Below are 13646 nucleotides of genomic sequence, written 5' to 3' on the forward strand. Positions count from 1 at the left end.
TCGTCCTTGCCTAACCAAAAAGTGCGCAAATTAGCGCGTCAAAAAGTCTAACCAAAGAAAAAAGCGCTAGGTTGGAACAGCTTTTCTACATCGTTAATGTACTTTTTATCTACCAAGAACAGAATAATGTGGTCGTTGGCTTCTATCCTAGTATCGCTATGAGCAATAATGACCTGATCGTCACGAACGATTGCGCCAATGGTGGTGCCTGGCGGTAATTTAATATCGCCAATTTGTCTGCCAACCACTTTAGACGTGTTTTCATCGCCATGGGCAATGGCTTCAATAGCCTCCGCTGCACCGCGTCGTAATGAGTACACGTTAACAATATCGCCGCGTCGCACGTGGGTCAGTAATGCCGATATAGTGGCCTGTTGAGGTGAAAATGCGATATCTATCTCACCGCCTTGAACTAGGTCAACATAAGCTCCTCGTTGGATAAGCACCATGGCTTTCTGTGCACCCATGCGCTTTGCCAGCATCGCAGACATGATATTCGCTTCATCATCGTTAGTAACGGCGATAAAGGCGTCGACTTGCTCGATATTTTCTTCGCTTAGTAACTCAGGGTCCGACGCGTCACCACTAAAAACAATAGTTTTATCTAAGTTAGCGGATAAATACTTGGCGCGCTCTGGGCTGTATTCAATAAGTTTAACGTTGTGGTTATGCTCTAGTTGTTTCGCTAAGCCTGCGCCAATTAAACCGCCGCCGGCTATCATAATTCGCTTATAACTCGATTCGAGTTTTTGAAGCTCACTCATTACCGCACGAATATGTTTAGTGGCTGCAATAAAGAATACTTCATCGTCAGCTTCGATAACCGTTGTGCCTAACGGGCGAATAGGGCGGCCGCGGCGATAAATGGCAGCAACACGGGTTTCAACGTTAGGAATGTGATCTTTAAGTGCAGACAATGCATGACCGACTAGTAGGCCCCCATAATAGGCTTTCACTGCCACAAGACTGGCTTTACCTTCAGCAAACTCTACAACCTGCAGTGCGCCTGGGTAATCGATAAGACGCTTAATGGCTTTAGTGACCAGTTGCTCTGGGGCAATAATGTGATCAACAGGAATGTCTTGCTGCTTATATAGTTGCTCTTGATAAATAATGTATTGTTCAGAACGTACGCGGGCAATTTTGGTCGGAGTTTTAAATAAACTATACGCTACTTGGCAGGCTAGCATGTTACTTTCATCACTGTTAGTTACAGCTATCAGTAAATCGGCATCTTCTGCACCGGCCTTACGAAGAACGTCAGGGTGTGATCCCACACCTGATACCACCTGTAAATCAAGGCGATCTTGAAGTGCGCGCAATATATTGGGGTCAGAGTCAATAACAGTTATCTCGTTATTTTCACCCACTAGGTTTTCAGCAAGTGTTCCGCCTACCTGGCCGGCCCCTAAAATGATGATCTTCATCGTTATTGTTTTGCCTTCATCTTCGTGCTGGTTTTAATTTTATTACGTTGCACAACAATTGAACTTAGTTTGCCGACTTTACCAGCCTCGCATAATAGAAACCATCCATTTGTTGCTCACCCGGGGTTATCTGACGTCCAGGTTTATCTACGGTTTCTGTTTTCACTATGGGCGATAACATGGCATCTGGAGTATCGGCCAAAAACTGCTGTATTTGCGCCATGTTTTCTTTTGGCAAAATTGAACACGTTGCATAAAGTAGTGTACCCCCTGGTTTCAATAAACCCCAAAGCGTATCTAATATTTTGCGCTGAAGTTGCGCTAAGTTGTCGATGTCATTAGCTTTTCGTAGCCATCGAATATCTGGGTGGCGGCGAATAACGCCGGTTGCAGAGCAGGGGGCATCCAATAATATTTTATCGAATGGTTTTCCATCCCACCAGGTTTCAGGTTTGGCTGCATCACCTTGTTTGATGTCTACGTTATGATTAAGACGCGTCATGTTTTCTTCAACACGTTTTAAGCGGGTGGCATCGGCATCAAGGGCTAGTACGTACTCTGTATCAGGCGCACATTCTACAATGTGCCCTGTCTTTCCTCCCGGCGCTGCGCAACAATCTAAAATACGCTCGTTTGCCTGTGGATTTAAATAATGCGCAGCTAATTGAGCGGCCCCGTCTTGTACCGCAAAGTGGCCTTTTTCAAAACCAGGCAGGGCAGTAATGTCTTCTCGTTTAGTCAAAATTACTGCATCTGTGTGATTGTCGCTAAAGGCATATTCTACCCCTGCTTCATCAAGTGCGTTGGCAAATGCCGTTAACGATATTTGTAGTTTATTCACGCGCAGCCAAATGGGGGCCATGGCGTTAGTTTCACTACGTACATGCTCGGCATCTTCGCCATAGGCGTTTTCTATTGCTTTAAACAACCACTTGGGTAAACCGCTGTTTATAATGGCATCGTCTACAGGTTTGTCGGCAAGGTTCTCTCGTTGAAAATTACGCAGTACCGCATTCACTAAGCCTTTTAGCGCCGCCGCATTTAAGTATGAGGCTGCTGCAACAGTTTCGCCAACGGCGGCATGCGTGCTAACTCGAGAGAAATTAAGCTGATATAACCCAAGAATAATAAGATGCTCTATCACTTTCTTATTACCCTTAAGAGGTCTATCAAGTAAAGAGCGCAACCAGTGCTGCAATAGGGGAAGTCGTCGCATTACCCCTAACGACATCTCTTGAATCCATGCATTATCTTTAGCGTTATGTCTTCGCTGAACGCGTTCTAAGCATTCACGAGATGACTTGCCTTGCTCTAATATTTGATAAATAACCCAGGCGCAATCTGCGCGCAGGTTCTTTTGCTTTGGTAAGGGTAATGGTTTCACGTTTAGTCCGCTTGTGTAAGACACCGGCCCACTTCAAACCACGTTTGGCGAGCATTGATTACGTCAGACGCAGGTAGCGCCTTTTTACCTGGAATTTGAAGCGATGTGATGCAAAGCGCATCCCGTCCTGTCGCTATAGTTATGCCTTCTTTATTAGTACTGACTACCGTACCTGGCTTAACTTCTTTATCTAACGTTACAACTTTAGCTGCCCACACTTTCACGTTTTGATCTTCTATCTGCATCCACGCTACTGGCCAAGGATTGAACGCGCGAATGTTACGTTCTATTTGCTTAGCATCATCAGCCCAATCGATAAGGGCTTCTTCTTTAGAGAGCTTTTTCGCGTAGGTAGCTTGAGAATCGTCTTGTTTAGTAGGCATATAGGTTTCAAAGTTATCAACGACTTCAACTAACGCTTGTGGTCCTAGTTCAGCAAGCTTCTCGTATAAGGTCGCGCTAGTATCTTCAGGCATAATGGGCAATGTGGCGATATGTAGCATATCACCGGTATCTAAGCCTTCATCCATCTGCATTATGGTTACGCCAGTCTCAACGTCACCAGCCCAGATAGAACGCTGTATTGGCGCGGCACCACGCCATTTAGGCAAAATAGAACCGTGTACATTAATACAGCCTAGTTTAGGCGCACTAAGTACAGCAGTAGGAAGTATCAAGCCATAAGCAACAACCACCATTAAATCGGCGTTCAGCGAGGCCAATTCTTTCTGTGCGTCTTGTGCTTTAAGTGACTGTGGTTGGTATACGGGAATCGAGTTTTCTTCTGCTAACACTTTTACTGGACTAGCGGTAAGCTTTTTACCACGCCCGGCAGGTCTATCAGGCTGAGTGTAAACACCAATGACCTTGTGCTCACTTTCTAGCAACGCTGATAAATGCTTAGCTGCAAAATCCGGAGTACCGGCAAAAATAACTTTCAATGGAGTTGTCACGTTATTCCTTAGGCTTTTGCGGCAAGGCGCGCTTCTTTCTCTAACTTTTTACGAATACGTTGGCGCTTAAGCGGTGAGAGATAATCGATAAAAAGCTTACCTTTTAAATGATCGAGTTCGTGTTGAATACAAATAGCTAATAGGCCTCCAGCTTCCAACTCAAAAGCGTCACCGTTTTGGTCTAAAGCTTTAACCGTGATCGCTTCAGCGCGTTCAACTTTGGCGTAGTTGCCCGGTACAGACAAGCAGCCTTCTTCGCTAATTGTTGAGCCATCTTTGTGGGTTATTTCAGGATTGATAAATACGCGTGGCTCGTTTTGATCTTCCGATACGTCCATTACAACAACTTGAACGTGGCGATTAACTTGCGTCGCAGCAAGCCCAATACCGTTCTCGTCTTTCATGGTTTCGAACATATCCGAAACCAATTGTTTAATTTCGTCATTCACTTCTTCTACCGGCTTAGCTACCGTGCGAAGACGTTCATCAGGAAAACTTAATACGTCTAAAATTGCCATTTCTCGCTTACTTCACCTTTTCGCTGTATAAATTAATATACGATCTAATTGCCAGCACACTTTACAGTGCTTATTAAGTTACTATTCTAACGTATATCGGGCTCATTCGCGCAGTTTTTTGCCAAACCCCTATAAGAATACGAACTTATGCCGATAAAGTGCTATTGTCTGAAAAAACAACAATAAGTGATAGTGAATAATTTGCAGGTGGTCAATTTGAAAAAGCGATTAAATAACGCGTGTCGCGCAGTAATACTTGTATTAGGAGCGCTTTTGTCTCTGCCTGTGTTCGCTCTTCAACTAAAAGAGAGTGCGCCAGAAACTTATACAGTAAAGCGCGGCGATACACTGTGGGAAATTGCCAGTATTTTTCTTAACGAGCCTTGGCTGTGGCCAGAATTGTGGCGAACCAATACTCAAATTGAGAACCCTCATCTCATCTATCCCGGTGATGTAATACTTGTTGGCTATGTTGATGGTAAGCCTGTGTTAACTGTCAAGCGCGATAAACTCGCCTATAAATTGTCTCCTTCGACCGATAAACGAATTAAGTCACAACCTGTTGATGTGCTGTCGTGGACTACGATTTCTCCCTTTGTGAGGCAACATATGTTGCTTGATGAAGAAAGCTATTCTGCGCTGCCTAGACTACTAGGTAATCAGGATGGAAACGTTAGATTTGCGTCGGACGATTTTGTGCTAAGCCAGCAACAATTCAGTACCGACGATCAGTACAGAGTGATAAGAAAGCACGCTACTATCAGAAACCTAGACGGAGAAACCTTGGGTATTCAGGTTACGCATGTGTCAAATGCTTCATTAGTAGAGAAAGATCAAGCAGACGATACTATGCTGCTTTTTATAGATGACGCCAATCAAGAAGCAAAACGTGGCGACAAACTCATGGCCGGTGGCTTTACCCATCCTGAAGATTTTGAGTTGACTCCTGCTACCTCACAACGCGGTGCCGTAGTTGGTGATTTGCACGATCACGATTTACTTGGCAAGTATGACGTTGTCATTCTAAATCTTGGCTCAATGGACGTGGCGCCAGGCACTGTATTAGGCGTATATGCGCAAGGCCCGGCCATTATTGATGAAGATAGCCCGCGCTATGTTAATGAACCCGGTGCTAAAAATGGTGGTGAGTGGTTTATTGATACGGTAGAGCAGCCTGCACTTAAAGTAGGTGAGGTTATTGTTTTTAAAACATTTAATGCGGCAAGTTACGGATTAATAACGCGAGCGAAAAAAGGAATTAAGCGCGGCTTTATTGTCGCTAAGCCTTAAGCGTTACATGGTTCATTGTCGCTCACAAAGGAGCGATGGTGAACCAACAAGTTTCTCAAATAGACAGCGACGTATCTGCATGGGTTGCACTGGCTTCTGCTCAGCGTGTTTCTCCTAAAGTCTGGCTACAGGCCCTTGAACATTATCAACTATGTGCCGCTGATCTAGCCGATAATGCAGTATCACTTCCCGACGCTGTGAAACAACTCACAGACCAAATATCCAAGCCACTTATTGCTGCAGCTATTACATGGCAGCACGAAAGCGACAACAGACACATTATTCCTTACTCGTCTTCATACTATCCTCAATCTTTAAAGCAGTTGGACAGTCCACCCCTTGTGTTGTTTGCAGCAGGAGACAGTACTTTGTTACAAAACCCACAAATAGCCATTGTCGGCAGCAGAAGGGCCAGCATTCAAGGTAAACGTGTCGCAAATGAGTTTGCGTATGGGCTTTCTAGTAAAGGTATCGCGGTAACAAGTGGGCTTGCCATGGGCATTGATAGTGCTGCTCATCAAGGCGCCATGGCTGGGATTACTGGTACCATTGCGGTAATGGGGACGGGACCCGATAGTATATATCCAACCAAAAACCGAAAGCTCTATGAAGCTATCAATAATGAAGGAGGCCTAACCGTTACAGAGTTCTTTCCGGGGCAGGGACCTAAGCCTTGGCATTTTCCTAGACGCAACCGAATTATAGCGGCGTTATCCCTCGGTACCTTAGTGGTTGAGGCAAAAATCAAGAGTGGCACCTTGATAACTGCGAATTTGGCCGCAGATATGGGGCGAGAAGTATTCGCTGTGCCGGGCAATATCTTTCACGCGTATTCTGAAGGTTGCCACTGGCTAATCCAACAGGGCGCCAAATTAGTAACTAATATTAACGATATTCTTGATGAAATTGGTCTTCGGCCTGAACAACTAGGCTTGGATGTTAATGAGCAAAACGAAAAAAGTGCAGCGAATAGCTTGGCAACCGATAAATTATTAGCTAGTGTGGATTATGACATCACCGCTATTGATGTTATAGCCCAGCGCAATGCCGTATCTGTATCGCAAGCAATGGCATCATTATTAGAATATGAGTTGCGTGGTTTAGTAGCCGCTGTCCCTGGTGGTTACGTTAAATTGAGGGGAAAATAATATGTTCGATATCCTCATGTATCTGTTTGAAAACTTCATTCACAGTGAAACGGAAATTCGTGTTGATCAAGACGAGTTGACGGAAGAGCTTGTACGCGCAGGTTTCCATCATGATGAGATTTATAAAGCCCTCGCATGGTTGGAAAAGCTAGCGGCTCTGCAAGAAACCGATATAAAGCCGTACTTTTGTAAAGGGATAAGCACAAGCTTAAGTCGTATTTACACACACGAAGAACAAATGCGTTTAGACGTGGAATGTCGTGGCTTTCTTATGTTCTTAGAACAGGTCAATGTTTTAGATGCATCTACACGAGAAATGGTGATAGACCGCGTTATGGAAATTGATTCTAGCGAATTCTGTCTAGAAGACCTTAAGTGGGTTGTGCTAATGGTACTGTTTAATGTACCGGGTAAAGAAAAAGCCTATGCGCAAATGGAAGATCTTTTGTTCGAAGAGCCAGATGGTGTTCTGCATTAATGCAGGCTTGCCCACTGCTCTTTACATCTATACTTAACTAAATGCGCTGTGCAACAGCAGCGCGTTTAAGGCTTTTACGTCCACAACATGTCTAAATAGACCATTCACTTTTTTCTGCACACGAGCACGCTCTTGATGATAACTTCGGAGATTGCCCTGAGTGTGGCAAACCTCTTCATATAAAGAACAGTAAATCAGGCCCTTTTATCGGGTGTACCGGTTATCCTGAATGTAACTTTAGTAAGCCACTTCACGATAAACAAACCACAATACTTAAAACCTTAGATGGTATTGCCTGCCCCGAATGCGCTTCTGATTTAGCAATTAAAAAGGGGCGGTTTGGCATGTTCATCGGCTGTACCAATTTTCCTTCATGCCATCACATAGAGCCTATTAAAGAAAAAGAAGACACCTTGGTAGATTGCCCTAAATGTAGGAAAGGGCATTTGATCTCACGTACTAACAAATACGGCAAGCAGTTTTTCGCGTGTAACCATTATCCACAATGTCGATATGTGCTAAATTTCACGCCTGTAAATGAAAGCTGCCCTGACTGTGGTTGGGGAGTATTGATAGATAAAAAGGGGCAGTTGCAGTGCCCTCAACCGGCTTGCGGTTTTAAAAAGTAGCTATACGAAGAACTAAACGAAGAACTATACGTAGAGATAAAAAACATGTCTGATATCCAAAATGGGAACGTAAATACGTTTAACCCCGTTGAGGCTAATTCATCTGAAGTAGACCCTGTTGTTGCCGCTTTTGAAGCGGGTAGTTTAATTGTTTATCCAACCGAAGCGGTAATGGGCATTGGATGTGACCCAGACAACGAAGCAGCGGTAAATGCGTTGTTAGAGATAAAACAGCGACCGGTAGAAAAGGGCGTAATCTTAATTGCTGCCAATTACAGCCAGCTATTGCCCTATGTCAACGACAATGCCATACAACCACATCGTCGCACCGATATTTTCTCAAGCTGGCCAGGCCCCAACACTTGGCTATTACCTAAATCGGCATCAGCACCTGCATGGTTGACCGGTAAGCATAGTAAAATAGCAGTGCGCGTAACTAATCATCCAGTAGTAGTAGAGCTGTGCAATAAGTTAGGGAAGCCACTTGTTTCTACAAGTGCTAACCTTACTGGTCAACCGCCCGCCACCACTACTGAAGAGGCAAACGCCGTATTCGCTGATTCCGTCTTCTACGTAGACGGGCAAGTAGGCGGTGCAACCAAACCAAGTACCATTCGCGATGGTGATACAGCAGAGGTAATAAGAGCATGACATCAGCAGAATTGTTGGATGGTAAAAACGCCGACGAAGTTATTGAACAAGTAAAAAGCTATTTACTAGGGTTGCAAGATACTATTTGCCAAACCCTCGAACTTGCCGACGGCAAAGGTCAGTTTCTTGAAGACAGTTGGCAGAGGGAAGAAGGCGGTGGTGGTCGTTCTCGAGTAATAAAAAACGGTGCGGTTATTGAGCAAGGCGGTGTTAACTTTTCTCACGTTTTTGGCAGTCAAATGCCGGCATCAGCAACGGCTAATCGTCCAGAGCTCGCGGGAAGAAACTTTCAAGCAATGGGCGTATCTTTAGTTATTCATCCACACAATCCGTATATCCCAACGTCGCACGCTAACGTTCGCTTTTTTATTGCGGAAAAAGAGGGTGAAGCACCTATTTGGTGGTTTGGCGGTGGCTTTGACTTAACGCCGTTTTATCCGTACAAAGATGACGTTGTGCATTGGCATGACACTGCAAAGAAGTTGTGCACGCCATTTGGCGATGATGTTTATCCAAAGTATAAAAAGTGGTGTGACGACTACTTTTACCTAAAGCACCGCAACGAAACCCGCGGAGTGGGAGGCTTGTTCTTTGATGACCTTAATGAGTGGGGCTTTGAAAAGTCATTTGCTTTCATGCAGGCGGTCGGAAATGGCTTTATTGATGCTTATGTTCCTATCGTTGAACGTCGCAAGCAGACCGATTTCGGTGAAAGAGAGCGAGACTTCCAGCTTTATCGCCGAGGCCGCTATGTTGAATTCAATCTTGTTTTTGACCGTGGCACCTTGTTTGGGCTGCAAACCGGCGGGCGAACCGAGTCTATATTGATGTCGATGCCGCCCTTAGCGCGCTGGGAGTATTGCTATACGCCTGCTCCAGGAAGCGCAGAGGCTAAGTTAACAGACTGGTTAAAGCCTACTGACTGGTGATTATCCTTTAAATAGGCCGCCTTTCGGATTACGTTGCAATATCACTCAAGCACTAAACTTTCGTGACTAACAAGCGCCGCATAGAGTTATGATGCGGCGTTTTTTTGATCTACATCAAGGTCTAATATCAACTGTGTTTCAGTAAGTTATCAAGCTTGCGCTGGATCAATGTTTCTCTTAACCAGGGGCGTAAAGTTGCGCCATCTTAGTTAAACATAAAAGAGACACATCATGCGCAAACACACTTTATCTGCACTTTGTCTTACACTTGCTGCACTTTCACCTTTAGCTAACGCTCACCAACAGGGCGACTGGATTGTCCGTGGCGGTCTTACTACCGTTGCACCCGACGAATCTACTTCTAACATCGTCGCTGGTGGAACTGACCTTGGTGTTGCCCTTAATATCGATAACGATACCCAGCTAGGTTTGAACGTTGCGTACTTTATTACTGATAATATTAATATTGAACTGCTCGCCGCAACGCCCTTTAAGCACGACGTTAATTTTTCCGTAGCTGACCCTCTAGGTACAGGGAATCAGCTTGGTGAAGTCACACACCTCCCACCTACGCTAACGGCGAACTATTACTTTAACGACGCAAGCTCTGCATTTCAGCCGTACATTGGTGCAGGTATCAACTATACCTTTATCTTTGACGAGGAATTTACGGGAGCAAATGAAACTGCGGGCTTAAACGATCTATCGCTTGATAACTCATTTGGTTTATCAGCTCAGGTCGGTATGGACTATCAAATAGATACCAAGTGGCATGTAAACGCTTCGGTTCGATTTATTGATATTGATACCGAAGCCACATTTAAAGTTGGTGAGGCTGATGGAACTGTTAGTGATATCGAAATAGATCCTTGGGTGTACACGTTATCGGTAGGCTATACATTTTAAGATATAACATCCAACAAGTGATGCTTCCATAATTGCACTACTTAATGCGCCTCAAAGAGTGCATACAGTAGCAGGGGACTTGCGCGTTAAGAGGATAATCCTTTTTACGCGCTTTTTTATTTTGTATTCACCATATGTTCCGCTAGTTGATCAAGGGCTTCGATTAACTGTTGCGCTAAAGCAATATCATTAACCGTTTTAAACATGGCTTTTCGCATACAGTACATCCATTGAGCTTTTAACTCTGGAGTTACGGTATTAGGAAGATGGCGCGCGCGCAGACGCGGGTGTCCAAACTGCTGCTGGTAATCATCAGGTCCGCCAAGCCATAAACTTAAATATAAAAAGAATACATGGCGAATTCTGTCTAATGGCTGAGGGTGAATAGCAAGCAGCTCATTTGCTAGTGGGTCGGTTTCCATAATGTCGTAAAACGTATTTGCTAATTCCCGTACTTTCTCCTCTCCACCTATACGTTTATATGGTGTACTCTGCGAAGCACGACTATCGCTTTTCTTCTTTATATTAAATAAGTCTCGTATTCCCATGAAAAAATTCGCTGTATTCGGAAATCCTATTGCACAGAGTTTATCACCAACTATTCACCAAATGTTTGCAGATCAAGTTAGAGAAAAGATTTCTTATGAAAAGATACTTGCGCCTGAAGATGGTTTTGTTGAAGCTGCCAAAGCATTCTTAGCTCAGGAAGGTGCAGTAGGCTGCAATGTCACCATGCCTTTTAAACTTGATGCCTTCAATCTAGCAAAGGTAGATGACCAAGCAGCCAAAGATGCACAAGCCGTTAATACGTTAATGAATAGTGACACTGGTGAACTATTAGGGTTCAACACGGATGGTGTAGGGCTAGTAAACGATTTACTAAATAGCGGCGTGGAGATTAAAGATAAGCGCGTGTTGCTTATCGGTGCCGGCGGTGCAGCTCGGGGTGTGATCACTCCGTTATTAAAAGCGGGCGCTGTTTCGCTGACTATTGCTAACAGAACGAAAGCCAAAGCTGAACAAGTGGCAAACGCTGTCTCAAACCCAAAAGTGCAGGTGGTTGCACTTGAAGACATTGCAACTATAGCGCCTCATATTGTTATTAATTCAACAGCCGCCAGTTTAAGTAATGAATTGCCGTGCAGTTTAAATGACGGTGTTTTACAGCACTGTGAAGTGGTGTATGACATGGTTTATAAAAACTCACCCACGCGTTTTATGAGAGATGCGGCTGAGCTGGGTGTAAAAACTCAGATAGATGGGCTAGGGATGCTAGTTGAACAAGCTGCCGAAGCATTCTATATATGGATGGGCAAACGCCCTGACACCTCGGACATTGTGAAACAGGTTCGAGATATCGTTGAGCAAAGTGAGAAGCGAAACTAGTTCGCTTCTTCTAGGTACTCATCTTTTAATACCACATAATTCACGGCAGATTGTTTTAGAAATGCCATTTCAGCGTCGTTGAGTGGCCTTTTCTTTTGCATGGGATTTCCTACATAAAGAAATCCGCTCTCTAATCTTTTGTTTGGCGGTACTAATGTACCTGCCCCAATGAACACATCGTCTTCAACAACAACGCCATCCATTACAATAGCGCCCATACCGACCAGAATACGATTACCTAATTGGCAGCCATGCAGCATACATTTATGACCTACGGTAACGTCGTCACCAATAATAAGTGGAAACCCATCAGGGTTTTTATCTGATTTACGGGTAACGTGCAAAACACTGCCGTCTTGAATATTACTGCGAGCGCCAATACGAATCTTGTTCACGTCACCGCGCGCAGCAACCAAAGGCCAGACGCTACTATCTTTTTCAATTTTTACATCACCGACTATTCTTGCCGAGTCGTCAATATAAACATTCTTGCCTAATGTAGGAGATACGCCTTTAAAACTATTAATCGATTTATGCATTACACACTCTTAGAAATACAGCTGTAAATAAACACTACAAACTTTAGCAGTAATAGAGTTATGTTTATACTATATGGCTGTTATAGACCATCTTCTCTTATCCAGTCGGCTTAGGGAATGTTAAAAAGAAAAATGATAAAGTAGCGTGCTAATAAAGAAACAGAGAAAAACCAATGACAAAGCGCTACGTTTTTTTTACTTCACTTGCCTATGCGTATCCAATTTACAGACCTATACAAGAAGCCATAAGGGCAAGAGGAGACGAAGTTGCTTGGTATTTGGAGGATGGATGCCCAAATCTTCTTTCAGAGGATGAAGTTAAACTTAGCTCATTAGAAGATATCAATGAATATAGCCCTCTGGCTATCTTTGCCTGTGGAAATATCATCTACCATTTCTTGCCAGGTATAAAGGTGTCTGTATTTCATGGTTACCCAATAGGTAAGCGAGGGGAAAAAAGTAGTGAAAAAGATGATCACTTCGCTATTCGCGGGTGGTTCGATATGTACTGTACGCAAGGACCAAGCAGTACAGAGTACTTCAAAAAGCTCGAGGCCAAGCATCAATTCTTCAAGGTATACCAGACAGGGTGGGCTAAAGTAGACAATTACTTCACTTCATATAAACAGGAGAGCGAGGTTCCAACTGTTCTTTATTCCACCACGTTCTCTAAAGGTATCACCTCCGCGCCTGTATTAGTCGACACAATTAGTAAGCTAGTAAAAGAAAAGAAGTGGAATTGGCGTTTGACATTCCATCCTAAGTTGAATGACCAAGTGCTACTAAATAGATATCGCCAGTTAGCAGTTGAGCACAGCAACGTAACATTCGTTGACAACGTTAGCCTAGAGGACTTTCGGAAGTCAGACGTTATGTTGTGTGACAGTAGTTCAATCATTCTAGAGTTTATGCTGATGGATAAGCCTGTTGTTACTTACCGCAATACGAATCCCGGAGAACATCTACTTAATGTCACAGAAGTAGATGATGTAGAAAATGCTATTGAAATAGCATTAACGCGACCGGAATCGCTAATGAAAGAAGTAAATAGATTTGCTCATTATCATGAAGCTTATCGAGATGGTGGCAATTGCGAACGAATTTTGGATGCGGTAGATGACTTTAATGATAACTATAGAGGTAAGATAAAATCTAAGCCTCTTAACCTTTGGCGCAAGTTCCGGTTGAGAAATAAGCTGAAATACTGGAAATAGTTGGTATTTTGAGCGTTCAAATCGAATATGACACTTTTTTTAAAATAAGTGTTGACGTGAGCGCTCATTTCCCTAAAATGCGCATCCGCTTCGGGGGAAAAGCAAAACAGCAAACCTCCTGAAGTAAGTCTCTACTACCTATATAGGCCAGTAAAGACGGGAGTTTAGAAGAAACGCTTCAGAAAATAAATTTT

Annotated in this window: 15 protein-coding genes; 9 read left to right on the forward strand and 6 right to left on the reverse strand. The window is 43.8% G+C overall.

The window, feature by feature from the left end; translation table 11 throughout:
• Positions 1 to 47: 47 nt before the first annotated feature.
• From trkA to def, 4 genes are all read right to left on the reverse strand, one after another.
• Positions 48 to 1427, reverse strand: a complete 1380-nt coding sequence (gene trkA / locus KL866_RS01680) for a Trk system potassium transporter TrkA (RefSeq protein ID WP_214992762.1) — start codon at positions 1425 to 1427, stop codon at positions 48 to 50.
• Between the two features lie 64 nt (positions 1428 to 1491).
• The gene (gene rsmB, locus KL866_RS01685; protein ID WP_214992765.1) at positions 1492 to 2811 is read right to left on the reverse strand and encodes a 16S rRNA (cytosine(967)-C(5))-methyltransferase RsmB; all 1320 of its coding nucleotides are present in this window, start codon (positions 2809 to 2811) and stop codon (positions 1492 to 1494) included.
• Between the two features lie 2 nt (positions 2812 to 2813).
• The gene (gene fmt / locus KL866_RS01690; protein ID WP_025257124.1) at positions 2814 to 3764 is read right to left on the reverse strand and encodes a methionyl-tRNA formyltransferase; all 951 of its coding nucleotides are present in this window, start codon (positions 3762 to 3764) and stop codon (positions 2814 to 2816) included.
• Positions 3765 to 3772: 8 nt separating this feature from the next.
• A complete protein-coding gene (gene def, locus KL866_RS01695; protein WP_025257123.1) occupies positions 3773 to 4282 on the reverse strand; it encodes a peptide deformylase in 510 nt (169 codons plus the stop codon).
• Positions 4283 to 4498: 216 nt separating this feature from the next.
• Between def and KL866_RS01700 the strand changes: the two genes are divergently transcribed.
• The 7 genes from KL866_RS01700 to KL866_RS01730 all read left to right on the forward strand — a co-directional run bounded on the left by KL866_RS01700 (position 4499) and on the right by KL866_RS01730 (position 10313).
• The gene (locus KL866_RS01700; protein ID WP_025257122.1) at positions 4499 to 5572 is read left to right on the forward strand and encodes a LysM peptidoglycan-binding domain-containing protein; all 1074 of its coding nucleotides are present in this window, start codon (positions 4499 to 4501) and stop codon (positions 5570 to 5572) included.
• Between the two features lie 38 nt (positions 5573 to 5610).
• Entirely contained in the window at positions 5611 to 6720 is a 1110-nt protein-coding gene (gene dprA, locus KL866_RS01705; protein ID WP_214992779.1) for a DNA-processing protein DprA, read from the forward strand.
• Position 6721: 1 nt separating this feature from the next.
• Positions 6722 to 7198: a DUF494 family protein gene (locus KL866_RS01710; RefSeq protein WP_025257120.1), complete on the forward strand. Its 477-nt coding sequence runs from the start codon at positions 6722 to 6724 to the stop codon at positions 7196 to 7198.
• Between the two features lie 95 nt (positions 7199 to 7293).
• The gene (locus KL866_RS01715; protein WP_214992816.1) at positions 7294 to 7827 is read left to right on the forward strand and encodes a type I DNA topoisomerase; all 534 of its coding nucleotides are present in this window, start codon (positions 7294 to 7296) and stop codon (positions 7825 to 7827) included.
• A 45-nt stretch (positions 7828 to 7872) separates the two neighbouring features.
• Positions 7873 to 8478 carry an L-threonylcarbamoyladenylate synthase gene (locus tag KL866_RS01720; protein ID WP_214992792.1) on the forward strand — a complete coding sequence of 202 codons (606 nt, stop codon included), beginning with the start codon at positions 7873 to 7875 and terminating at the stop codon, positions 8476 to 8478.
• Positions 8475 to 9407, forward strand: coding sequence for an oxygen-dependent coproporphyrinogen oxidase (gene hemF, locus KL866_RS01725; protein ID WP_025257117.1), 933 nt, complete (start codon positions 8475 to 8477; stop codon positions 9405 to 9407). Before KL866_RS01720 ends, hemF begins: the two co-directional genes overlap by 4 nt.
• Positions 9408 to 9638: 231 nt before the next feature.
• On the forward strand, positions 9639 to 10313 hold the full coding sequence (locus KL866_RS01730) for an OmpW family outer membrane protein (protein WP_025257116.1): 675 nt from the start codon (positions 9639 to 9641) through the stop codon (positions 10311 to 10313).
• Positions 10314 to 10429: 116 nt separating this feature from the next.
• Here KL866_RS01730 and KL866_RS01735 read toward each other — a convergent pair whose 3' ends face one another.
• A complete protein-coding gene (locus KL866_RS01735; protein ID WP_214992795.1) occupies positions 10430 to 10861 on the reverse strand; it encodes a group II truncated hemoglobin in 432 nt (143 codons plus the stop codon).
• Between KL866_RS01735 and aroE the strand changes: the two genes are divergently transcribed.
• Complete coding sequence (gene aroE / locus KL866_RS01740; RefSeq protein WP_025257114.1) at positions 10860 to 11699, forward strand: shikimate dehydrogenase; 840 nt, start codon at positions 10860 to 10862, stop codon at positions 11697 to 11699. The two genes, KL866_RS01735 and aroE, sit on opposite strands and share 2 nt — an antisense overlap.
• On the opposite strand, the gene KL866_RS01745 is transcribed toward aroE, so the two are convergent.
• A complete protein-coding gene (locus KL866_RS01745) occupies positions 11696 to 12238 on the reverse strand; it encodes a gamma carbonic anhydrase family protein (RefSeq protein WP_025257113.1) in 543 nt (180 codons plus the stop codon). The genes aroE and KL866_RS01745 overlap by 4 nt on opposite strands.
• Before the next feature lie 173 nt (positions 12239 to 12411).
• Between KL866_RS01745 and KL866_RS01750 the strand changes: the two genes are divergently transcribed.
• Entirely contained in the window at positions 12412 to 13452 is a 1041-nt protein-coding gene (locus KL866_RS01750; protein WP_025257112.1) for a UDP-N-acetylglucosamine 2-epimerase, read from the forward strand.
• Positions 13453 to 13646: the final 194 nt, after the last annotated feature.

Source organism: Alteromonas sp. ALT199, assembly GCF_018619335.1.
Taxonomy (GTDB): domain Bacteria; phylum Pseudomonadota; class Gammaproteobacteria; order Enterobacterales; family Alteromonadaceae; genus Alteromonas.

What these genes read in the sequence shown, in the direction of transcription:
- hemF (WP_025257117.1), top strand. Translation starts at nt 8,475, where the DNA reads ATGACATCAGCAGAATTGTTGGATGGTAAAAACGCCGACGAAGTTATT.
- def (WP_025257123.1), bottom strand. Translation starts at nt 4,282, where the DNA reads ATGGCAATTTTAGACGTATTAAGTTTTCCTGATGAACGTCTTCGCACG.
- aroE (WP_025257114.1), top strand. Translation starts at nt 10,860, where the DNA reads ATGAAAAAATTCGCTGTATTCGGAAATCCTATTGCACAGAGTTTATCA.
- KL866_RS01710 (WP_025257120.1), top strand. Translation starts at nt 6,722, where the DNA reads ATGTTCGATATCCTCATGTATCTGTTTGAAAACTTCATTCACAGTGAA.
- KL866_RS01750 (WP_025257112.1), top strand. Translation starts at nt 12,412, where the DNA reads ATGACAAAGCGCTACGTTTTTTTTACTTCACTTGCCTATGCGTATCCA.
- KL866_RS01745 (WP_025257113.1), bottom strand. Translation starts at nt 12,238, where the DNA reads ATGCATAAATCGATTAATAGTTTTAAAGGCGTATCTCCTACATTAGGC.
- KL866_RS01735 (WP_214992795.1), bottom strand. Translation starts at nt 10,861, where the DNA reads ATGGGAATACGAGACTTATTTAATATAAAGAAGAAAAGCGATAGTCGT.
- KL866_RS01730 (WP_025257116.1), top strand. Translation starts at nt 9,639, where the DNA reads ATGCGCAAACACACTTTATCTGCACTTTGTCTTACACTTGCTGCACTT.
- KL866_RS01720 (WP_214992792.1), top strand. Translation starts at nt 7,873, where the DNA reads ATGTCTGATATCCAAAATGGGAACGTAAATACGTTTAACCCCGTTGAG.
- trkA (WP_214992762.1), bottom strand. Translation starts at nt 1,427, where the DNA reads ATGAAGATCATCATTTTAGGGGCCGGCCAGGTAGGCGGAACACTTGCT.